Source organism: Clostridium yunnanense, assembly GCF_016595795.1.
Classification (GTDB): Bacteria; Bacillota; Clostridia; order Clostridiales; family Clostridiaceae; genus Clostridium_AR; species Clostridium_AR yunnanense.
Map to the genome: position 1 here is coordinate 61,671 of NZ_JAENHN010000051.1, position 25,005 is coordinate 86,675.

The following is a 25,005-nucleotide window of genomic DNA, read 5'->3' on the forward strand; positions in this document are numbered from 1 at the left end:
TTAATCCCTACCTTATTCCATATTATTTATTTCTTTTAAATCTACTTTTTTAACAGCTCCGGCGCTCAAATAAGCTATAACTGTAGTAACTACTAAAATCATAATAGGATATATCCCATATACTTCTAATGGATTTACCTTTAATATAATGTTATGAACCCCAAGTACAGCAAACACTTGACCTATTGCTAAAGGCCCAAGGAAATCTGACAGTATAATACCTAAAGTAATTGCCACAATGAGTACTATACTTATTCTTGCTGCCTGCCAAAATCTAATAGAGCTATTTCTAAAGCCAATACTTTTAAGCATTGCAATCTCACCTTTTTCCTTAGTTATAAAAGTTTTCATCATTAAAACTGTAATTAAACCATTTATGCATACAACTATTAATGCTATTAGATTTTTCATTGTATCAAGCTGACTCATAGTTCCTCCTATATATTTCGAAATATATTCCTTAGAATTTTGAAAAGTGTAGTTTGGATATTTAATTTTTAATTTGTCCATTGACAATTCAGGCTTTTCCTTCCCTATGAAATCTCCTTGAAAAGGACCAACCCCCACTAAATAATTAAAATCTATATCTATTTTAGGATTCAATCTTACTGACTCACCCATGTTATTCATATTTTCATATAATCCAGTTATAATAAATTCTTTTTTCTCTTTACCTATTTGTGTATAAATCGTATCTCCAACAGAAGCCTTGAGTTTCTTAGCCACAGTCTCGGTTACTGCTAATTCATTTTTTAATTCTGGCATCTTACCTTTCAAAAGATTAATATTATCTTCATCATTTTTTATAGTCTGAAAGGACATTAATGACGAAGTATCATTTTTATCTTCAACATAGAATTTAAGTCTATAGATTAAACTTCCATAAAGCTTTGTATCTATACCGTTATCTTTAAAGGATTTTGTAAGACTATCCATATCACTTATATACTCTGCTTTGCTTGCTCCCATGGTATACTTATCCATTTTATCAGTTTGGATAAATACATCACTGCGATTGAACCCAAATAACCTAATAATATTATCATCCTTAAAAGTATTTATTGTATTTAAAGGGATAATGATTAAAACAGTTCCTATGCAGAAGGTTAAAATCAAAACCACAAATCTCTTAATATTACATAGAATATCATTTAAGGCAATAAACATAGGTACTTTAACTTTTTTGAAGCTTTTAAATTTTAATCTTGTTTTCCCCTTAAAGCTTTCACCATTACTTCCATTTCTGATTGCATCTATTGCTGATAATTTATTTAACCTTCTTGTGCATAAATAGCAGAATAAAATAACTATAAAAACTATTAGAACAGAACAACCAATATTGACAAAGATATTTCCAGCGGAAGACTCCATTAATATGTTTCCCTTAAATTGATTTAGAAAAATATTTCCAAATGGGAAGCTTGCTGCAAATCCAATTAATACACCAACTACTGTTATTGCAATATACTTTATTAAATATATCTTCTTTATGTCGAAGCCCCTCAGACCTATGGCCTTCATCACCCCTATCTCTTTTAAGTCATCTTGCATGGTAAAAATTATTGTAAATCTTAAAATCAAAAATGCTATTAATATAAGGCAAAGGCTTACTATAATTAAAACTCCAGATGGTATCATATCTAGAATAAAGGTCGTATTTAGAAGAGCTTTATCAAAGCTAATGATTGTATTGCACTCTATATTTTTAAATTCTTTTTCAAGAGCATTTGTATCCTTTGAAATAATGTAATAATTGTTTATAGCACCTGCTTCTTTATACTCTTTGAATATCTGATAGTCCTCATCACTTATGAGTATCCTCTTCATATCAACCATGCTTGAGCCAAATATAGCGTCTTTTATAAACGTCTTTACTAAGAATTCTTTTTTTATATTACCTAGGGTAATAATTATTGTATCTCCAATTTCTAAATTATTTTTTCTTTTGTCACCCAAGGAAAAAGCAATTTCACCAGCTTTTAAATTGATTTCATCTCCATTATCATCTAACATTTTCCCATAATTTTGTGGTTGTGCCTGAAATAGAATTTGTCCATAAGGATTAAATTCTTTAAGAGTGTCCCCTGTTTTTATCTTAATATTATCTTTAGAAAGTATAGTAGTTTTATCAATATCATGCGACTCTATATACTTAGAAGAATTAAGCCATTTATATAACTCTTCATTTTCTCCCTTATCATAAGCAGAAATAATATAATCAGGAGTTTTGGCTTTATTCATGAAATAATCAACTGACCTTGACACCGCTATTAGATTATTTACACTGCTAGCTAAAAACGTTGTTGCCATTATGATAAATAATAAAAGAATAATATTCATTGATTTCTTTCGTTTGAAGTCTTTTTTTAATATTCTAAAAAACATTTCATTTCCTCCATAAATCTTTTACATTGACATACACTTTATCCAAAGCCTACTCTCAGAACTCAAAGTATTTTTTATTACTCTAAGATAAAAATGATACATCAATAACTATGAATTTATTATAATTTACCAATTATTAAATAATCCTTAAATAAAAATAAGAATACACCAACAATTAATTTTGTAAGTGCATTCTTATTTTTATAGTTTTCTATAACATTTCATTTTTAACTTTAGCTCTGTAAAAACACCCCGTTTAAATGAAGCAATTAGCCCTCCTAAACTTTAATGAGTTTACGCATGTGATAAAGTTGGGAATATTAATTTCTTGGTTTCAATACACTCTAAATCTTTTCCAAGAATAAATACTGTACAATCATCTTCGTGATATTCATTAATGATATACCCAGTTACATCATAAGGCGTGAATCCAAGCCTAACTTTTTTAATACTATCACCAAAAGAACTAATCACTTCTTCTAGATCCACTTTATGACTTGATATTATTTGCTTAATATAAAGATTGTCGTCCTTTACATCTGCAATTATATAAACCTCTTGCTCAGCTAAATAATATACACAATCGCTCCACCTTGTCCAAAATGCAATCAATCCTGGATTGTTCATTGTGAACCTGTCGTTGCTTACACTATTCATTACAGTTTTAAAAAAATCTTTCCATTTAACCTCATCAGACATATTAACCTGTTGTATTTTCTTTACATTATTTATTGAATAAATATCTTTACTATACTGATATTGTTTACTACTTTTAAATCCAAATTTAGGATAAAAATTTATAACGCTATCATTTGCAAATAAATATATTCCATCTGAAGTTTCTTTATACTCACCAATTACCCTCTGCATAAGGTAACGACTCAAGCCTTGTCCACGATAATATTTATCTGTCATAACTGTACCAATTTGAATATAATGTTTCTCTATGCCATCCAAATCGAAATCCATTATATTAACAGAAACATTAGCTATAACCTTATCACCATCTACCAAAGAATGTGGAATGAACTTATCTTCCCAAAAACCATTCGAATACCAATTTTCAAAGTTAAAGGAAAAAGTTTTTTCCGTTAATTCATTTAGGCTTTTACGCAGTTCATCATTATCTTTATAAGATTTAATATAAGTATATTTCATTGTCCTCAACCTCTCAAAATCACTCTTAATACCCATCAATAATAACATCAATAGATTTGTTCAAACAACCTCATACTTAGTTCATAAATGAAAATGAGCCACCTAAAGTAAATTAGGTAGCACACTCTATGTTACAGCATTTTTTCTTTTCAGAAACAATCCTTTGTATACTCTTAGGTGACAAATAATACTTCTCAGAAAGTAATTGTGTAGACATCCCTTTAAGATAATCTTCATATATATTTGTATTCCTCTTCAAAAGTTCATTTTTACTCTTAGTTAGTTCGCCCCATGCAATTTTATTTTCATCTTTCCTCGGTATATAAATATATTCACCATCTACATAATTTTGAATAATCTCTAATACTTCACTAGGAAAAATATCTTTCCCATTTGAATAGCTCATTTTATGCTCCTCCTAAATATAATTTCATTTTAGGACTCACAAAGGCTACTTTATATTTTTAATATTTAAATATTATGCAATAGCCTTTGCTATGCATAAATAACATATGTTTTCATAAAAACTATACCCCTTTCGAACCTATAACTATGTACTTTCCATCAAAGTTATATCATAATAATTAATCTAAAACTCATTACCTTATATATCCAATTATATTATATTACTCCAGCTAACGTCTACAAATTTAGAATTATTTTATTATATTACTTAAGCAAAAATATCTTTAGGCCACTCTTTTTAGATTATTACACCTTCAAAATGATCCATTTCATGTTGAATTATTTGTGCTGTAAATCCAGTAAACACTTGCTTTTGTTTCTTAAGATTTCTATCTAGATATTCCACCTCAATCATTTCATATCTCTTTGTTTTTCTAAATCCAATTAAAGATAAACAACTCTCTTCTGTTTCATAAAGCTTTTCTTTTTTTAATATAACTGGATTTATCATAGGCACAATAAGGTTGCCAACAGCAAATACCAATATACGCTTTTTTACCCCAATCATATTACCAGCTAGACCAACACAATTTTCTAAGTTTGCTCTTAATGTATCTATTAAATCATCAACAACTACTATATCATCTTTAGTTGCCTCTTCTGATTTTTGTCCTAAAAACAATATATCTTTTACAATTGGTTTTATCATTAATTTATACCTCTTTTTTATTAGATTTTTATGAAAATAAGATAAGATTTTAAAATATACCATATAAAAAACCCTATTAAATAGCTTTACTATACTATTTGCATTGCTATAATCAGCTATGAATTTTTCACATAATGAGCATCTTTAACTCAAAAAAAATTATAACATAAACCAATGACAGATTTAATATACTTGGCTTACTTTTTATTTTTGGGGATGTTTAATCACCGTGTTGAAATTAAACACAATAATGTTCTACCTTCTTTAAAGTTTATTGAAATATGCGTCCTTAGTGTCTGTGCGTTAGCAGAAAACCTTTTAAAAACATATAAAATCTTACTTGAAGGTAGTAAAATTTATCGCTATAATGGAAATATATGGTAACAAATTTTTAGATAAATTTATGATTTTATAAGGGGGAGATAAGTAAAATGAAACCAAAAACAAAACTAAAACGGTACATTGCATCTCTGATTATGCTTTTTTTCACATTAAGTAATGTATGCATGACCAAAGCATTTGCAGCAGAGCAGCCAAATCTGAGCACCGGAATTAAAGTATCTTCTGTAGAAGCGAAAACAGGCATCATCATAGGGAATATCAGAGTACAGGTTCTCTCTTCATCTCTTGTAAGACTAGAGGTAAAGGGAGCAAAAGGGTTTGAAGATCGTAAAACCTATTTTGTTGTGAACCGTTCTTGGTCAGGTACTGAGTGTACAAGATCAACAGCTAACGGTTACGAATATATAACTACCTCCCAATTTGCTGTGAAAGTACCACAGGGAGCAACCTCTCTAAGTGGCATCGATATCACAAAACCAGATGGAACTAAGATCTGGACCTACACTTCACTACCAAGCGAAAAGGTTTGGCTTCCAGCAACAAGCGAAAAGACCATGGCTTGGGCAATTGCGGACAATCCTAGAATGGTACCTGCAGAGTGGGGCTATAATCCAGCTCCTACTGAAACAGCTAACAATGGCTGGGATTTAGACAACAATGCTCCCGATATGTATGTGTTTCTACCAAATGGAGATAGTCAAAAACTTCGCAAGGAATTTTTAGACCTTACAGGACATACGGACATGGTTCCACTTAGCGCACTAGGATACTGGGATAGCCGTTGGTATAAGTATACTGATGCTTCTGCACTAAAACAAATAGACGACTACAGGGCTCATGACATTCCACTTGACAATCTTGTTATTGATACTGATTGGCGTGTAAACGGTTCAACTGGATATGATATAGCTAAAGATTGCTTTCCTGATATGACCAAGTTTTTAAGTTCTGCACACGAAAAGAATGTGAAAGTTATGTTTAATGACCATCCTGAACCAGTTGCTGGTGGATTGGATTCTAAGGAGGTTGCATTCCGTAATACCGGACTTCGGGGACTTTTAGATAAAGGACTAGATACCTGGTGGTACGACAGGAACTGGAGCGTTGCATTAACTCCACCAGCTGGGCTTATAAAAGAGACCTGGGGTATGTACATGTATAACTGGATTACTGCCGATGCTGATAAAAATAAGCGTCCCATGATTATGGCTAATGTAGATGGAATAGACAATGGATACCGCAACACAGCTCCATCAATTGCATCTCATCGTTATCCAATTCAGTGGACAGGTGATATCCAACCAGACTTTTCATCCCTGCAGAGAGAGGTTGATAATGCTGTTTACAACGGTATGCATGCAGCTTATCCATATACCAGTGCTGATTTAGGAGGACATACATCCAATCCAACCACTGAAGGTTATATTAGGTGGCTTCAGTATGGTGCTTTATCTCCTATAACAAGACCTCACTGTACATTAAACTACACAAGAATGCCGTGGACCTTTGGAGAAAATGCTGAAAACATAACACGAGATTTTGTTAAGATGCGATATCGCTTACTTCCACTATTCTATTCATTGTCTAGGGAAAGCTATGACAATGGAACACCTATGCTAAGGCGCTGCGATTTTTATTACCCAAATTATAAAGAAGCAAGCAGCAATACCCAATACCTTTTAGGAGATGGAATACTTGTAGCACCAGTACTAGAAGAAACTAGCGGTTATAACGTTGTACCATCTGACTGGTTAAAAACTAGCGATGGCAAAGCAGGACTAAAGGGTGAATATTATGCAAATAACAATTTGTCGGGCAACCCAGCTTTGACCAGAACTGATAGTTCAGTGAATTTTAACTGGGGTACCAATAGCCCTGGAAATGGAGTACCAGCAGATAACTTTAGTGCCAGATGGACAGGAAATATTACTGTAGGAGACCAAGATGCAATTTTAGCTACCACTATTGACGATGGAATCCGTATGTATATAGATGACAAGCTTGTAATAGACGCATGGGGACCTCATGATTCATCAACACTCGATGCAAATATTACATTAGCCAAAGGTACAACTCATTCTATAAGGCTTGAATATAATGAAGGAGCTAGAGATGCACTGATCAGCCTGAAGTGGAAGTCTGCAGCACCAAGCAAAGACGCTTCTAGAACCTTATGGATTCCTGAAGGAAACTGGATTGATGCTTGGAGCGGAAACATAATAACCGGTCCAAAGACTATCACTACTAACGTATCTATTGATAAGATGCCAATATATATAAAGGCTGGAACCATGGTGCCTCTTGCACCTGAAATGTCATATACCGGAGAAAAGCCATGGGATCCTGTTACTTTAGACCTATATCCAAGTGTTGTCAATGAAGCAAAAGCACATCTATATGAAGACGACACAGAGAGCAATAACTATAAAAATAGTGCCTTCAGAACTACTGAAATGAACGCAAAAGTTGATAATACAAGCAAGAAAATCACTGTAAATATAGATCCAGCCAAAGGAACCTTCGATGGCGCCATAAGCGAACGTTCCTGGGTGGTAAGACTTCATAAAACTGCAGAATGGAAAAATCCTGTTCCAAGATCTGTTACAGTGAATGGTGTAAAAGCGGAATTTTCAATCAAAAACAAAAGTGATAGTGTAATGCCTTTCGTAAACAATGGCAGCTCAAGAGATGGCGATATTGTTGAAGTTGTAGTACCAAAGGCTTCTGTATCAAGTAAAAGAGTAATAGAAGTAACCTACTCTGTTGAAGCCAACAATGCTGATAAATCTAGCTTAATATCAGTACTTAGTCAAGCTGAAAAAATATTACAATCAGCTAAAGAATCAGATTATACCAAAGATTCTTGGAATGCATTTATGACTGCACGTACTACTGCAATATCTGTGAAGGATAGCTTAGACCCATCACAAATACAAGTGGATGCCGCAACAACTGTATTGAAAATCTCTTTAGATAAGCTTACCCTTGTGAATCCCAAAATTGATGTTAAGGATCTCAAAGGGAAAATATTTAAAGAAGCTGTTAATCTAACTGAAGAAGGAAAAATCGCCTGGGCTCAATATGGTCTCGGAAATGCAACTGGTTTCAACCACAAAAACGGAAATGAGCAGATCAGTGAGCTTAAGGTCATTGGAAACTCAGGACTTGAACAAGTATTGGATTCTAGAATCACCATGTCATGGACTGATGGTGCTCCGGTGAAGAAAGCTGACGGAGTGATAAATGCATCCTTTATCCGCTATCCTGGTAATGCTTCAGAGTTTTCCGTAGATCTTATCTCTCAAGAAACACAGAGATTGAAGGTTTATACCACTACTTGGAAGGCAAAAGGTAAGCTAGAAGTACTGAAAGAGGATGAAAACGGCCTTAAACAGCCTGTTAACTATATTGATAAGGATGGAGTAGCAAAGCCTGCAGTTTCATATTACGACTCTCCTGCTGGCAATGAATATGTTATGTGGACATTAAATTTAAAGCCAGATAACAGTAAGATCGGAAAGCAAAGATTATATATTAGATATACTACTGATAGTACCTATATAAATGGAGGTAACACCTCTATACAGGGAGTGACTCTTTCAACTGTAGACCCTAATCAAAAGGATTATATTACAGGCTATGGAGAAGCCTTTACTGGAAAAATTAACTTATCCCAGGAAGGAACCTCCTCTTGGGCTCATTATGGCTTAAATGATGCAAATTCCTATAATTATAAGAGCAGCGCTCAGCTTATTGGAGACCTTGTAAGCTCTGCAGGAAAGAATCGTTTAGGAGATTCACAGATAAATATGTCTTGGAATGATGGAGCTCCTGTACAAAGTGCAGATAATGCAACTCAAGCAGTATATGTGTGGGGAGCAAATAAAGGTTCCGAAATCAAAGTAAAAATTGACAAGCCAAGTAGATTAAAGGTATATACAACCACTTGGAAAAATGACGGAAAATTCGAGGTTATCTCGGAAGACGGCAAATCAAAACCTGTTGTTGAATATTTCAGTTCACCAGACAGTAACGGTTATACTTGCTGGACAGTAGATTTCATATCAGGCAGCGGTTTTAAAGCACAGACCGTAACAGTAAGATATACAAATGATATGGAAGGCGGAAATACTTCTATTCAAGGAGCTACCCTATCACCGTTAAAAAATCTCCTTGAAAAAATCCAGCCAGCCACTGATATACAAATAGAAACGGGTACCAGTATGGAGGGAGCTCTTTCAGCCCTGGCTAAAACCACTACTATTACTGACAACTGGGGAAAAATTTATGAAGTACCTCTAAGCTGGACCATAGCAAACTTTGACGGCAGCAAAGCAGGCCAATTGACTGCAACAGGCACCTTCACATTGCCAGAAGATGTGGAGCAAGGGGCTACTCCAATTGATTTAAAAGTGACTGCAAAAGTCACTGTAAAATATGCACCACCACTAGGTAAAATCACACTCAGCGCAGATAAATCTGTTTTAAAACCAGGAGACACAGCACAATTATCAGTAAAGGGATTTTTAACTGATGGTACACAGAGTGACTTAAGCCGCGGCACAGTAATATACCATAGTGATAATGAAAAGATAGCAGCAGTAGATAAAAATGGAACTATTACAGGAATAGGTGAAGGAAAAACAAATATTACGGTATCTGTAACCCTCCGTGGAGTAACCAAAACTAGCGCTATCAGTGTTTTGGTAGATAAAACACCTCCTGCATACAGCTTTACCTTAAATGGAAAGGTAATAAATAAAACTGCAGTATTTGACGACAATCTTCCTCTGACCTTCAGTATTTGGGATAACCTCTCAGGTATTGCTTCAGCTGAGCTTGTCATAGGAGATAAGACCTATCCCATTAATACTAAAACACAATCTAAATTAACACTAGACTTCGCAGGTAAAACTGGTAGCTACACAGCAGTCATAACAGCTAAGGACAATGCAGGCAATATACTTAAGGATAACTTCTCCTTTACTGTTACCACAAGTATCTCTTCAATGAGAAGTCTCATAGATGGCTATATTAAAAACTGTGAACTAAGTTTACCAATAATCCCTCAGCTTATCAACAGTCTTAATCAAGCACAACATGAGCTTGATAAAGGAAGAAAAGACAAGGCGATTGAGCACTTACAAAACTTCAAAAAACACCTTAACAACGATCCTTTTAAAAAATGCACAGGAGAAAATGCTAGAAAAGTCCTAAATGCTGATGCAGATGATATTATTAAAATCTGGTCCAATAAATGTGAGTAAAGCTCATTAATCTTATATGGTCAGATACAAGCAATTAATGTTTTATAGATGACTTTTAATGCATTATATCTATGCAAAATAAAGGTGCCGTAAAACCTAGGTTTTACGGCACCTTTTAAAATACAATTAAAGATTTCTAATTGCTAATAACACAAAGTTTAAAATAAATAGTCCAGTGAATAGATAAATAACTGGATGTATGCCCTTTGTTTCCTTCTTAACAATAGCAATTATAACATAGCTTATAAATCCAAATGCGATACCAGTTGTGATGCTATAAGCAAACGGCATAAGTGCGATTGTTAGGAATGCAACTGATGCAACACTTAAATCCTTCCAGTCGATTTCTCCAATAGAAGACATCATTAGGATACCAACAACCACAAGCGCAGGAGCTGTAGCAACTGATGGTATAACTCCTATAACTGGAGCAAAGATTAAGCATACTAAAAACATAATTGAAGTTACAACAGATGATAATCCAGTTCTACCACCAGCAGCGATACCAGCTGAACTTTCAACATAAGTAGTAGTATTAGATGTTCCGAAAAATGCTCCAACAATTGTAGCACTTAAGTCTGCAAATAAAGCTTTATCTAAACGAGATTTAACACCCTTACCTTCAAGCATAAGCTTTTCGTCTTCTGCATCAAAGATTCCTGCACGACGTCCAGTACCTATGAATGTTCCTAGTGCATCAAAAATATCTGTAAGTATAAATGCTATCATAGCAGTGATTGCAAGAAGAAACTTACCGCCATCAGCAAAAAGCCCAGCAAAGTCCATCTTGAAAGCAGTGTATTTAACTGCTCCTATAGATTCTCCTATACCACTTAGTGATATATTAGCTGAAGAGAAAAACTCTTGTGCATTTTTTGCATGGAAACCAAAAACGCCCGGATTAACACCACAAGCAATTTCAATGAAAGTTAAGGCAGTCACCGTTGTAATACCAATTAAAATAGCTGCTTTAACTCTTAAAATCATAAGAACAAGTATTAAAATAATTCCTAGTAGTGCTAACTGTACTGAAGGACTTGAGAAGTTAACAAGTGCTGGAACAGCTGATGAATTTGTTACTACAGTTGCATCTGCTGGAGTTTTTCCTAGGAACAGATATGTCCCAGGATCAGCAGTGAATTTTAAAAGTCCACTATCTTTTATACCTATATATGCTATAAATAGACCAATACCACCGCCTATTGCCTTTTGTAAAACCGATGGTAAAGAACGTATAATTATCTTACGAAGTCCTGTAACTGTTATAATTATGTTTACAACACCACAGATAAATACCATTGCTAAAGCTTGTTGCCATGTAAAGCCCATAGTTCCACAAACTGTGAATGTAAAGAATGCATTTAATCCCATACCAGGAGCTAATGCATAAGGCACGTTAGCAAAAAGACCCATAACAAGTGTACCAACCACTGCAGATATAATTGTTGCAACAAATATACCTTGTGGATTAAAAGGGTTGTCCGCAGTTCCTGCTAATTGCAGAATGCTTGGATTAACAAAAATAATGTACGCCATAGTAAAGAAAGTAGTAAGACCAGCTATGATTTCAGTTCGTACATTTGTACCATATTGCTTAAGCTTGAAAAATTTTTCCATCTCTATAACTCCCTAAAAATATTTTTTTGAGAAAATCTAATGTTTAAATAATTCGATAAGATCACTTTCATTAGTATTGTTACCACCTATGCCATTTCTAAACTTATTTTAGAAAATCAATGGGCACCTCATTTTTTACTCTTATTGATAAAACTTATTAAATCTAATATAATTCCTAAACTATCAAAATATTAATTTTATTATTGATATAAAGAGCAAAAAAAATAGATTGAAACATTGTTTCAACCTATCGAAAATACTTAATTACGAGTTATGTAATAAAAATTCCAAACTCTTCATCAACTTTTCGATAGTCGGGTAATTAACGGTCACCCGGTAGAAACTGCCAACCCATATATGTCGGCGATATATCGAAGCTATTTAATTTTACAAAATAATTTCCTCTTAAATTATAGTGTAATTTGTCGAATTTTACAAGAGGTAATAATGTTTTTTTGAACAAATACTTCATTTATTCTCATTGATTACAATTTTCACTATTATGATATTTATTAAAACTTGAATATATTCATAAAAAGCCTACTAATCCTAATTTTTCCTAATCTAAGTTGCAAGAAAGATTTTTTATATTTTAATATCTACTAATATTATATCAGCCTCTCAGCTTTTTACCTTCTGTAAGTAAGGCTACTGACTTATTGATACGATCGAGTCTAGTTTCTTCACGTTTAGCTGAAGTGATCCAAGTTACGTATTCTTTCCTCCCTGTATATGAAAGAGAGTTGAAGGTATTTATAGCAGCTTCATTATCGTTCATTGCAGCTTGAAAATCTTCTGGAACCTCAACCATACGTTCTTCTTCATCTTTTTCTATAGTAACAAGTATTTCGTCGCCAAAGCTTTTGCCAATTTTATTTCTAATATCTTTTGTTAATCCAAGCATATAGCAGCCGCCCATGTTTACCACAGAGCCTCTATACTCTACACCATCAAAGGTTGCCTTAACTTTCACACGTTTTGAACCAAAAACCTCTTGAACATCAAATGGCGGTTCAACAAAACCCGCATCTTTATTTTCAACCTGCTTTATAATTGCTTTAAACTCTTGTTTCAATTAATTCACTCCCTTTTCCATTGTTTAAATTTATATCAAAAATCAAGAAGTGGTGTAGGCTTATCTGAATAGTATACATTTAAAACATGAAGAGCTCTTGTACAAGCTGTATAAAGTAGAAGTCTTTCCTCTTCATCTTTATAATTATCATTTCCTACATTATATATAAGTGCGACATCAAATTCCAATCCCTTAGCTAAATATGCTGGAATCACCAAAATACCACTTACATATTCGTCATCATCCTTCATTATACCTTTCACTGTAACCTTATCTTTTAAAAAACCAAATACATCTTGTGCTTCTTTTTTAGTCCTCGTTATTATTCCAATAGATTTGTGTCCTTTTTCTTTATAAATTCTTATGTCACTAAGAATTCTTTCCCTTATTTCTTCATCGTTAGAAAAACCAACGAATAGAGGCTCTTCTCCACTTCTTTCAACATAACCATCATTAATTTGTTTATTTAGTAGTCTTCTTGAGAATCTTGTAATTTCCATGGTAGATCTATAGCTTTTACTTAAATTTATTATACAAGTATTATCCTCAGGGAATATGTTTTCGATATTTTTATACTCACCTACGTTCATAAATGGGTTTATAGATTGATTAAGGTCCCCAAGTATAGTCATATCTGCATGACTAAAAAGCTGCTTTAGTATTTCATACTGTAAAGGTGTATAATCCTGTGCCTCGTCTATAATAACATATTTAATTGATGAAGTCTTAGGAAAATCTCCTAAAACGCCCTTTAGATATAAAAGAGGTGATTGATCTTCATAATTTAATAATTTACCTCTTAAATTTTCTAAAGTATATCGTTTAATCTCATATATCTTTTGCTCACTGTACTCTGAGTCTGAACTTTTTGCAAAAGACTCTAAGTTCTGGAAAAGCTTTTTATAAATATCTACTAAATCAAACTCTGTCATTTTATCAATTGAATAGTATAGCTCCCTCATTTCAGCTTTTATAAGAGCTTTACTTTTCTCATTTATTTCATTTTTATCTATATATGAATCAGCCTCTTTTAGCTCATGAGACACTTCTTCTATCCAAAGCTTTTCATAAGGTTCTATAAGGAAAAGGATTCTGTCTCTTATCTTTTGAAGCCTTCTTTTTAGCGGTAAATTAGAATAATCCTCAAAAAATAACTTGTTTATTTCCTCAGAAGTTACTATTACCTGTCCTCTTAAATTAATGTCTCTAAAATCTCTATCAAGATTTTCAACATAAACAACATATCGCTTTAGCACGTCTATAAATTCCATTGAAGCTTTATATTTAATACTATTTATTCTTTCTCCATAACTAGGTTCATCCTTTGAAGCCAAAATATATTCCATCATCTCGCAGTAATTTTCCTTTTTAAAGCCACTACCTAAAGCATTATGCATATATTCCTTAAAGGTTGTTTGGTTCATGTTGTCTTCCCCAAGTTCAGGCAAAACATTAGAAATATAATCATTAAAGATTTCATTTGGGGAAAATATCACTATGTTTTGAGCTGTTATTTTATCTCTATGCTTATACAATAGATACGCAATTCTATGAAGAGCAACCGAAGTCTTTCCGCTTCCAGCAGGCCCTTGAACAATTAAATTTTTATACTGTTCATTACGAATTACTTTATTTTGTTCTCTTTGAATAGTTGTTATTATGGTCTTCATCTTATTATCAGTATTCTTGCTTAAGATATCTTGAAGTATTTCATCATCTATTTTAATATTGCTATCAAACATATAGTCAATTTTTCCGTTATTAATTTTGTACTGTCTCTTTAGAGTAAGCTCACCTTCCACTATCCCTTCAGGGCATTCAAACATAGCCTCTCCAATCTCATAGTCATAAAACATGCTTGAAACTGGAGCTCTCCAGTCATAAACAAGAAAATCATAATTATCATCAGTAAGGTTGGAGATTCCAATATAAAACTTCTCTTCTCTTTCCTCTCCCTTTTCTAAAAAATCGATTCTTCCGAAATAAGGAGATTCAACTATTCTTTCATACTTCTCTTGAAATTTTCTAGTTAACTCATGTTTTCTCTTTTGGATTTTCATAGCATCTATAAATTCCATAAACTCTACAATCTGATCCATTCCATTAGCTATAGAAACTGAGCCTAAATCTTGCCATAGTTGTCTTTGAGTTTCAATTGCATCTTTCTTAAATTTTTCTTTAAAATTCACCTTTTCATTGAACTGCTTTTTAGCTTCCCTAAGCACCGCTTCTAACCACTGATCTTCAAGTTTACATTCTAAGTCGTTCCTTTTCATGAATACCCCTCCAATACCTCAATTATAGATGCACCAAGCCTTAACCTAATCATAACTTAAAGACTATCGCTATAACATCTTAGCAAAATGGGATAAAAAGAAACAGTCTATATTTAGTTTTTTAAATATGGTATAATATAAGTGGGGGGAGAAATATACTATATTTCTCCCCATTTTGATTATTATTAAAATTGTATACAACACCTATTTTTATAGATCCATCATATCATCTTTTTATCTCTTCAATCATCCATTCATACTGTAAATCTCCAAGCCCGTACTGAGGAAATAATGAAAGCAGCTCTTTTATAAGATTATCTTTACTAAAATTATTTTTGATATAACGTTTAATATCACTATTTTCTTCCCTATAGGTAAGATATAAATTCATTGCCTGATAAGTAACAGGTATCAATTTTATATCACATTTTTTTCTATAACACAAAATGGTTTTATAGATTTCTTCATAATTCTCTATATCAATCTCAAATGCATCTGGCAACATTGTATCAGTTTGCTCTTCTGCCATACAAAAAAGCACGTCACCCTTAAAATGAATTTGTTCCAAAAATGCAAGTATCGTAACTAAATTCATCTGACAGAACATGTCATCACCAAACCATAAAACAATAATATCAAACTTTTCGTCAAACAGAGGGCTTAACGGCTCCATAACAATCTTTTTATATTCTTCAATCGTTGATTTTAAAGAACAAACCCTTTTTTCTATAAAATCCTTTGAGAAAATTTTTTCTGCAGTTTCTCCCCAGCACATAGCCTCATTAAATGGTACATAAACTTCATTTTCATGGATTAAGTGATTTTTTCGAAAAAAATCAAGCATACTGAGTCCACTTAGGATATGTAAGGTTTTAAATGGAAAATCTCTTTTGATTTGATTTTGTACATTTTTAATAGTTTCATTTTTCATAGCTGCGTTCTCCTTGTTTTTTATTGGAGGATGACTATTTTTTTGATAAGTAGCAAGAGGCTTAGGATTTTGCCGAAATCTTTTAGGTGATACTCCAAACATCAAAGAAAATGCTCTTGAAAACGCCTCTTGTGATGAATATCCGTATTTTATTGCAATATCAACAATTCTGTTATTTGTATTTTTAAGCTCATTTGCGGCGCAAACTAGTCGGCGCTTTTGCACATAACTTTTCATGGTTTCACCAAAAAACTTATGAAAAACAACAGAACAATAATAAGGTGAAAAATTGCAATTAGTTGCCAAGTCATTTAAAGAAAAATCTTCATCTAGATTTTGTTCCACATACTCTAGTAATTTTTTCATATCGCTATTTATCATTCATCGTTCCTCCTTTTACAAAATAGTAACACAGCTACAAGATTTTCTTTTGATATTAGTTGTGGTATTAAAGGATTCCTATATCGAAACTTAAGTTATACTTGTTCGATAATCCCGGCTTCTGGGGATTATCGAACAAGTATAACTTAATAGTTGAGTCAGGAATCCTATATAGGGTTCCATTACACTTATAGTTAAAATTAATTATAACAGTTTTATTAAATATAAAAAAACTTCTATATAGAAAAACTCCTACCTATCAATTTAGGCAAGAGTATCATAGATTAAATTATTTACTTAGTAGCTTACTTATAAACGCTTAGACAATCATTTGTAATACCACTTTCTATGCTATATAACTTATTAACTTTGTCCTAATAAACACTGGTTAATATATACAACCCCTTGCTTAATATTTCTATGACTTAGTGATTTCACATCAAATTTAAATATTTTATAAACCATTTGGACACAATACCCTACTGCAAAGGCAGTTATAAAGGTTCCCACTCCAGCATAACCTCCTAAGGTCCAACCAATCATTAATGCTCCCATTTCTATGAAAAATCTTATAAGACTTATGGGTTTACCAGTAAGCTTTACTAATGCAATCATAAGTCCATCCCTAGGTCCGCACCCCATGCCACATCCTATGTATAAATAACTACCTATGGCACTTACAAACAAACTACCTATCATCATCATGGTTCCTGCAACCAAATTATTGCAAGCAGGTATGATTTTAGTGTATATTATCAAATCAATAAAGCATCCAATTACTATCATATTCGCAATGGTTCCGAGTCCAACTTTAATTCCCAATATACTTGCTATTATTACTACAACTATTCCAACTAAAATGCTAGCCTGTCCAATAGTTATCCCAATTACATTCGTGAGTCCCTGATGGAATACATCCCACGGACTTAACCCCAGCTTAGAATTCAAAGCCATAACAGTTCCCGCTGCACAGCAGAAAAATCCTAAAGTTAATCTTAATATCATACCTAATAACTTTTTCATTGTACCTCCACTATCTTTCGTTCTTTATTTTATCCAATATTCTTCTATATTTTCACTCATTCTTTTTATTAGTTCAGTAGCTAACTCTTTTTCATCCTCGCTAAAACCTTTGAAGGATATTTCAAGTTGTTTTTTTTCTTCCTTAAGTATAAATGTATATACCTCCAAACCCTTGTTAGTAGGATTTAATTTATATTCCCGCTTATCTTTTTCATCTTGTTCTTTATTTAAATAACCTATATCAATAAGCTTATGCACTGCTTTTGTAGTTGTAGTTTTATCCACCTTTAACATGTTTGATAATTCCACAAAATTAATTCCTGGATTTTCACAAATCCTAGTCAAAAACATATATTGACCCTTTTGTAGATCAAGTTGCTTATATTTAAAATCAGCTTTGGAATTTGTAGCTCTATATATAGTTCCTAAAAATCGCAATACCCTAGAATCTAATTCTTTCATTATACTTCCTCACTGCAGTTAATTATTGTGTTTCTATCTTAACTATAGATAACCCATTTCCATTATTTAGAAAACATATTAATAATACATTTAACTATTATAGTCAATTAATTTGATAGATACATTTCATTTGGAACTGGTTTATCTATATTAATTTATACATACTAAAAGTCATAGGTTCATAATTTTCTAGAAGTTATAAATTAGGTTTCAACATAGGAACTCTTTATTAGTTGAACTTTCAACTAATAATATATCCTAATTTAGTTGAAAGTTCAACTTATGTTTTCATATATACTTTTTTTAATGCTATGATTAAGATTACTGTTGAAATTAATTCTTTGCGCAAGCTCATTAAAACATTGGATGAATAACCACTTAATTTCAACACGGTGCTTTAACAACACCTTTTTTAATAGTTCGGAAATTCAGTAAAGTAAAAAATAAGAGAACCTTGTCCACTTAGGACTTGTTCCCCTTACTTTTTACTGTTTCATTTAAAAGAATTCTTTTAAATACTTATTACTAAAATCTGATAACTTATTTACATCTACTGCAATATTTTTCATGATTTCTTTAGCTTCCGTATAAGCCATATCAAAATCCTGCTGTGTAATCTCGCCTTCATTAAGTGCATCCTTAAGTTCATTTTCATCAAGTAGAAGCATATTGGAATCAGGTAATACAACAACATCTAAAAACATATCTTCGAAAAATGGGATCCCCTCATCAGTAAGCCCTTTTTTTCTAGTAATATCAAAATACCACTGTACTATTTTTTTATTTCTATCATACATAGTTGTCAAGCAATAATTGCCTTTGAAAGGCAATGTCTCAAGCCATATATACCCATCATCCACTAAGCAATAGTCTTTTCCCAGTATGTTTTTTATCAAAGGTTCTCTTACTTTTTCTATGCGAGTTACCGATACATATCCTTCGAAATCTTCATTTTTAAAATATCTTGTGGTAAATTTTCTTTTTAAGACTCTTGTCCAATCTGATTTATTGGCATACTTCTTCTTAATCAAAACCACACACTTCCTTAATCTTAATTTGAACATAAAAATATTAATATTTTTAATAAAACCATATGCTATATTATATATCATCCAATTTTGTTTATGAGTGCTCAATACACATTTTTCCACATTTATAGTAAAAACTTATTAAAGATACTTGGAGATATATTTAGAAAATCCTAATAACTTTATATTTGGAACATAAATAAGTTTTACTTTTAACTATATAGACATAAGAAACTTCTAAAATCATTATTTTTTACTGTTTAGCCTAAATATCTGTTCTAACCACTTTATATTGCTAGGTTTAGACAGAAAAAAAGCATCTTCCAATATAGGAAAATGCCTTTTTTATTTTTTGATGACACTTAATATCAAGTGCCATCAAATATATTATATATTTATTTTTTCTATATAGTGACAATTAGCGTCTATATGATTAAGGAATAATAATAATCTTTCGTAAAGTGGGTGAACTGCATCACCGTACTTTGCTTCTAGACTTTCCCCAATATCTTTTACACTTTTCTTGCCATCTATCTGCAAAAATACCCAACTTCCATATTCATCAAGTGAAAGCTTTCTATACTCAGGAATTCTGAATTTAAGTTTTCTAAAGAAATTTTGTACCTTATGATCTTGCTTTATCATTATAGTTACAACGCCTTCTTCATCTACCTCATATTCTATGTTGTCAGATATTTTATATATTATATTTAGGACGTCCTCATTACTTTTTAGCATTTTCTACCTTGCTCTTTAATATAGGTATTATAGTAGCTATTACTAAAGCAGCTAGTAATATAAATGCCATTCCATTAGTAGCAGAGAAACCAGTTGGTTCAATTCCCTTTACTATACCAGTTACTTGGCATATTATACCTACAAGTCCTAATATAGAACCTCCAGCAACAAGTCCTGAAGATAAGCTTATACCATTAGAAACCTTAGCTTCCTTATCTTTTTCAGACTTAGAAGTCTTTTCTACGAATAATCTAACTAATGCTCCTATTAAGATTATAGTAGTTGTAGATATTGGTAAATAGAAACCTATAGCTATTGCCATTATAGGAAGGTTTAAAAGGAATAAGAATAATCCCATAACAACTCCCACAAATATCATAACCCATGGTAATTGACCTGACATTATACCAGCAGTTAATGTTGACATTAAGTTTGCTTGTGGCAACGCAAATGGAACATTATCTCCAGTCATTGAAAGTTGACCTGAAAGAAGTAGTATTGTACCAACAACTACTGCAACACCAAGAACTCCAGCTATAGCAAAGTACTTGTCCATTTCCTTTTTGTCCCCACCTATTATGTAAGTAACCTTTTGTGATTGTGAGTAACCACCAGCAACAGATATAGCCGTAACTATAAATGTACCAAATAAAAGTAAAGCTTTATTACTAGCAACATCTTTCCAGCCCATTGCAACAAATAGTGATGTTACAACAACTATAGAAGCTATAGTCATACCTGATACCGGAAGATTTGAAGTTCCTATAGTACCAGTTAAACGACCAGAAACTATAATAAATAGTAATGATAAGAATAATGATAAAACAGCACCAAGTAATGCCATTGCTACATTACCACCAGATGCTAGGAATCCTGCTACAAAGCCTAATACTATTCCACCAAGTAACAGTATGTTAGCAACAGATGAACCATTATCACCCTTTGAACCCTTAGCGTTAAGAGTTTCTCTTATAGAAGAAACTATAGTAGGAATAAGCTTTATAGCACCTATTATACCACCAGAAAGCATCATACCAGCTCCGATGTATTTTACATAGCTACCAGCTATATTCTTAACTTGCATAGCGTTTATAGCAACTCCATGGTTATTCCATACGTTTACGCCATCTTTTCCAAGTTCTGCAAAGTAACCTATTAAAGGCATAATACCAAAGTTAGATAATAATGCTCCTGCAAACATTGTTATAGAAACTTCCATACCAACTATGAATCCAATACCTAATAATAGAGGATTAACCTCAATTTCAAACTTCCACTTGTAGAATGTTTCATTTACATAACTTACAACGTTGTTAACTAAATTCAAGAATGAACTAGTTATAACAGTTATAATTCCACCTATTCCAAAACCAATCCCCATGAACTTCATTGAATCCCCAGCACCTTCTGAAGCAACAAGTGTTTCAGATATAGCCATTGATTCTGGATACATTAACCTACCGTGTTCTTCAACTATTAAGTAGTTGTAAACAAGTGAAGCTATTCCAATACCGAATAAAACTCCAGCTGCTCCTACTGCAAAACCTTCAATGAAACTAACTTTAGCTCCTATTAAAAGAATTGCAGGTAATACGAAAATAACACCACTAGCAACTGATTCCCCACCACTTGCCATACCTTGTACTAAGTTTTTACCTAGTATACCTTTTTTCTTAGCAAATGCAGCTATAAAACCAGAACCTATTATAGATCCAGGTATACCTGCAGCAACCGTAAGACCTGATTTCATACCTGAATAGGCAGTTGATGCTGCGAATAAAACTGCTAATATAATACCGATTGTTAATACTACAACGTTTCCACCAGACTTAGATCCCGTAGAAATATAAGGAACATAGTCTTTACCAGCTACGCCACCATATGCATCCTTTGATAACTTTTTATCCATAAGATGTGCCTCCTTTAATTTTGCCCCCAAATGATTATAACACGGTTTCAAAATAGTTGTATCTTCATGAATTTTTAAGGAGGAATTAATTCACTAATTAATTTGAGACAATTGCAAAAACTATACATTTACTTTTTCAATTATCAAATTTTTAATACAAAATATTATGTAAATTTCAAATCAACATATATAAAATAGACTATTCTAATAATAATTTGTATCAATTATTTAGATTAAATCTCACAAAAAATATAAGCAATTGATACTAAAACAGTATTAATTGCCTAAAAATTGAAATATTCCATTCATCAGCCATGCATTTTGCAAGAAATCGTTAAGTCATTGGCAGCCTCCATTCCACTTTTCAATGCCCCTTGCATCCATCTGTGAACTGCAGAAATATGCTCTCCGGCAAAAAACACTCTATTGTTATACTCTGGAAGAGTCATACTATACGAAAACAGTCTCTTTTGTTCAGGTTCAAAAAAGGTTAGTGCTCCTCTAAAAGACGGTTCTTTATCCCAATCGATTGTCTTATGTTCCTGGATTATATTATCAAGATACCCCACAGGTAGACCATGTACCATTTCAAGCTCTCGCTTAAGCTCTATAAATAATTTTTCTTCAGGTAGATTACTCAATCGAATTGCATCTAACCCGAAATTATATGAACCTAAAAGCACTCCTGGTTCGTTGGATGGCAAATTATTAAGTTGTTTTCCAATGCTTTTAGAACTACTAATGTACTTAGCATGATCTGAAGGATACCAAACTGATGCGATTGGTAAATCAGTATATGAGCCACCACCCACAATACCTTGCTTCTCCCAGAACCTCTCCTTACATAACAGCAAAGTTCTTTGAGATGAAGTATAATGTACCTCTCTAATTGCACGCATTTTCAGATGACTAAATAAAGGATCAATATTTATATTTCTCAGAGATGAAAAGGGGATAGCACATACTACATAATCAAATTCTTCCTTCAAATTCTCTTTAGCTTTTATATCTTCATAATTTAAAATTACTTTTTGACTTAAATTATCAAACCCTATATCTTTTACCCAGTAGCCTGCTTTATACTTTATCTGACCGAGATCTGCTTTATCTATATCAGGATAATTCTTCGTTGTATCTGGGTCATTAAAAGATTTGATAAATGCCTTTGGAAGATTCACCATACCACCTGGTATCTCATATAAGTATGCTAGATCCGCTGGATAACTTTCTTCAATAAAATCAATATAACTATTATATAGATTTCCATATAATAATGGAAAAAAGTTTGAAACTAGTGATATTGCTTCTTGACTTAATCCAGTGGACTCCATCAGCCTCATACTAGAGTTATCACTCCACATTAGGGTTCTTTCATTGTAATAAGGCTTAACTTGTATAGTTTCCGCTCTTACTTCAGGTGAGGCAAAAAGCAAGTGGCTATCTAACGCAATTTCCTGTAATCTCTGCCAGTTTGTATTTCGTTCATTTTCTTTCAGGTCATATCTTGGATAAATATTTTTCATAACATTAAAGCCGTTTCGATCATTTCTTGCTCTTGCTTTTCTATAGTATATAAAGCTATTTTCGTTATATTGTATAAAAGGTCTGGTTGGCAGCTTGAATAAATTTAAATAATGCCATACAGTTTCATGGGTAACAGGTATTCTCATTGGTCCAAATTCATGATGTAACTTCTCCTGATCATCAAAGTAGTATGTATATACTCTTCCACCAACTCTGTTTTCTAAGGCTTCATAAATTGTAATGTCAAAACCTATTTTCCTTAATTCAAATGCTGTTGCAAGACCTGCTAGTCCACCACCTATCACTGCAACTTTTACATTTTTAAATTCACCTGGTTTAGCATAGTTCGTTATCTGTGCCGGGGGAGACATAATTCTCTTAACAAAATCAAAATCCACAGCCCTTCCTCTTTCTCCCAAAGCATATTGAGATAAAAAATTTCTATCGTTGTCATTAGGATTGTCCGGCTGTGGTGGATAAAATAAAGATTGACTATTTAGATTCATTTAATTATCTACTCCTATAAAAAATTGCTAATTTGATTTCTTTACTCCATAATATGTAAACTCATTGCAACTGATACCAAGTAAATTTATACATACACTTTTAATAAACAAAAAAAACGATTATCCTTGGTGAATAATCGTTTTTATATCACTAGCCTAATATTCATTCTAAGAAAAGTCTAACTAGACTTATGTATGATTAAGTCTAACCATCTCCACAAATAACTCTCATGAAACTATTCAATAGCTTATTGTTAGTTAGTATTGTTCTGGTCTTACAGTATGTTTTTCAATCAAAATAAATATTGCTATAAATATCTCATAAAGAATTAACGTGTAGACCAAATTCCACCCATTTCCTATAATCAATATACCCATTTTTGCAAATATGCATTGAGCCATAATCGAAATTATAAATGGTAGCACACTCCAATACCACTTTTTTAGTATACAAGTGAACAATACTAAAAGAAAAGCTTCAATTAAATGATAGAAAAATATAATTATAATGCTTGATAAATATAGATCACCAAAAAAATTATTTACGAACCCTATATGATAGTATTGTTTTCCCATAAGCAGTAAAATTGGAGCCGGAATATGTACTATTATCATAGCCACAAAAAAGAAGGTTATAGCTCTATTTAATCCGTAACATTTTTTATTTATCTTAGGGAACCACTTATTGTCAAATAGTAAAATACCTACAACTGTAATAATGGTCATATAGTATCTCCACCAATGCTGCTCATATAATCTTAACTTCACAAATACATACTCTATTGCTGTAAAAAAAACTGCAACAAAGGAAATCCACCCGTAATGAAAGGAAAAAACCACCATAACTAATGCTGCAGCTGGATAAAGAGTAGTATTTAGTATTAAATGTCCTAACAGATTTTGAGCCCAGACATTTTGAAACACACCAGTTTTATATGCGTATGAGTTGAACAGACCAAGTACTAGAAATTCACCGCACCATGCAATACTAGCTGCAAATAAATAAAATACCAAAAGAGTAGTTACTTTGTAAATATGTTTTTTCTTATATACAGCATAGATAGCACTAAGTATGCCAATGATAGCTAGACCAATAAACCAAACTATATTTTGCATAATATACCTCTTAAAGTTTAATTCGTAAGACATTGTTTACAATGTTCTTAATAAAATATATTATTTGCTTTAACATTATCAAATATCCAACATGTTAGCCACTTTAATAAGTATACTTATGTTTTTATATGACTTTTTCATTGCGTCACTTAT

At 32.4% G+C, this 25,005-nt stretch carries 16 protein-coding genes and 1 riboswitch; of the genes, 1 reads left to right on the forward strand and 15 read right to left on the reverse strand.

What is annotated here, in order from left to right; genetic code table 11:
* Nucleotides 1-12 precede the first annotated feature (12 nt).
* The 4 genes from JHL18_RS19270 to JHL18_RS19285 form a co-directional block, all read right to left on the reverse strand.
* Nucleotides 13-2,385: an ABC transporter permease gene (locus JHL18_RS19270; RefSeq protein WP_200272255.1), complete on the reverse strand. Its 2,373-nt coding sequence runs from the start codon at nucleotides 2,383-2,385 to the stop codon at nucleotides 13-15.
* Between the two features lie 294 nt (nucleotides 2,386-2,679).
* Nucleotides 2,680-3,543: a GNAT family N-acetyltransferase gene (locus JHL18_RS19275; RefSeq protein ID WP_200272257.1), complete on the reverse strand. Its 864-nt coding sequence runs from the start codon at nucleotides 3,541-3,543 to the stop codon at nucleotides 2,680-2,682.
* A 112-nt stretch (nucleotides 3,544-3,655) separates the two neighbouring features.
* Nucleotides 3,656-3,949, reverse strand: a complete 294-nt coding sequence (locus JHL18_RS19280) for a CD3324 family protein (protein ID WP_200272259.1) — start codon at nucleotides 3,947-3,949, stop codon at nucleotides 3,656-3,658.
* Between the two features lie 297 nt (nucleotides 3,950-4,246).
* A complete protein-coding gene (locus JHL18_RS19285) occupies nucleotides 4,247-4,657 on the reverse strand; it encodes a peptide deformylase (RefSeq protein ID WP_200272261.1) in 411 nt (136 codons plus the stop codon).
* Between the two features lie 431 nt (nucleotides 4,658-5,088).
* Between JHL18_RS19285 and JHL18_RS19290 the strand changes: the two genes are divergently transcribed.
* Nucleotides 5,089-10,266, forward strand: coding sequence for a TIM-barrel domain-containing protein (locus JHL18_RS19290; protein WP_200272263.1), 5,178 nt, complete (start codon nucleotides 5,089-5,091; stop codon nucleotides 10,264-10,266).
* Between the two features lie 126 nt (nucleotides 10,267-10,392).
* Here the strand turns inward: JHL18_RS19290 and JHL18_RS19295 are convergent, their stop codons facing one another.
* The 11 genes from JHL18_RS19295 to JHL18_RS19345 form a co-directional block, all read right to left on the reverse strand.
* Nucleotides 10,393-11,883, reverse strand: coding sequence for an NCS2 family permease (locus tag JHL18_RS19295; protein WP_200272265.1), 1,491 nt, complete (start codon nucleotides 11,881-11,883; stop codon nucleotides 10,393-10,395).
* A gap of 291 nt (nucleotides 11,884-12,174) precedes the next feature.
* A riboswitch (purine riboswitch) is annotated at nucleotides 12,175-12,277 on the reverse strand.
* A gap of 219 nt (nucleotides 12,278-12,496) precedes the next feature.
* Nucleotides 12,497-12,958: a YdeI/OmpD-associated family protein gene (locus tag JHL18_RS19300; RefSeq protein ID WP_200272267.1), complete on the reverse strand. Its 462-nt coding sequence runs from the start codon at nucleotides 12,956-12,958 to the stop codon at nucleotides 12,497-12,499.
* Between the two features lie 35 nt (nucleotides 12,959-12,993).
* Nucleotides 12,994-15,234, reverse strand: a complete 2,241-nt coding sequence (gene helD, locus JHL18_RS19305) for an RNA polymerase recycling motor HelD (protein ID WP_200272269.1) — start codon at nucleotides 15,232-15,234, stop codon at nucleotides 12,994-12,996.
* 226 nt (nucleotides 15,235-15,460) lie between these two features.
* On the reverse strand, nucleotides 15,461-16,546 hold the full coding sequence (locus JHL18_RS19310) for a helix-turn-helix transcriptional regulator (protein WP_200272271.1): 1,086 nt from the start codon (nucleotides 16,544-16,546) through the stop codon (nucleotides 15,461-15,463).
* Between the two features lie 363 nt (nucleotides 16,547-16,909).
* A complete protein-coding gene (locus tag JHL18_RS19315) occupies nucleotides 16,910-17,569 on the reverse strand; it encodes a YczE/YyaS/YitT family protein (protein ID WP_200272273.1) in 660 nt (219 codons plus the stop codon).
* Between the two features lie 24 nt (nucleotides 17,570-17,593).
* The gene (locus JHL18_RS19320) at nucleotides 17,594-18,031 is read right to left on the reverse strand and encodes a MarR family winged helix-turn-helix transcriptional regulator (RefSeq protein ID WP_200272276.1); all 438 of its coding nucleotides are present in this window, start codon (nucleotides 18,029-18,031) and stop codon (nucleotides 17,594-17,596) included.
* A 497-nt stretch (nucleotides 18,032-18,528) separates the two neighbouring features.
* Nucleotides 18,529-19,062, reverse strand: a complete 534-nt coding sequence (locus tag JHL18_RS19325; RefSeq protein ID WP_200272278.1) for a ribonuclease FAU-1 family protein — start codon at nucleotides 19,060-19,062, stop codon at nucleotides 18,529-18,531.
* 384 nt (nucleotides 19,063-19,446) lie between these two features.
* Nucleotides 19,447-19,797 carry a PqqD family protein gene (locus JHL18_RS19330; RefSeq protein ID WP_200272281.1) on the reverse strand — a complete coding sequence of 117 codons (351 nt, stop codon included), beginning with the start codon at nucleotides 19,795-19,797 and terminating at the stop codon, nucleotides 19,447-19,449.
* The gene (locus tag JHL18_RS19335; protein WP_200272282.1) at nucleotides 19,784-21,706 is read right to left on the reverse strand and encodes an OPT family oligopeptide transporter; all 1,923 of its coding nucleotides are present in this window, start codon (nucleotides 21,704-21,706) and stop codon (nucleotides 19,784-19,786) included. The genes JHL18_RS19330 and JHL18_RS19335 overlap by 14 nt, the downstream gene beginning before the upstream one ends.
* A gap of 308 nt (nucleotides 21,707-22,014) precedes the next feature.
* Nucleotides 22,015-23,736: a flavin monoamine oxidase family protein gene (locus JHL18_RS19340; protein WP_200272284.1), complete on the reverse strand. Its 1,722-nt coding sequence runs from the start codon at nucleotides 23,734-23,736 to the stop codon at nucleotides 22,015-22,017.
* 258 nt (nucleotides 23,737-23,994) lie between these two features.
* Nucleotides 23,995-24,852, reverse strand: coding sequence for a hypothetical protein (locus JHL18_RS19345; RefSeq protein ID WP_200272286.1), 858 nt, complete (start codon nucleotides 24,850-24,852; stop codon nucleotides 23,995-23,997).
* Nucleotides 24,853-25,005: the final 153 nt, after the last annotated feature.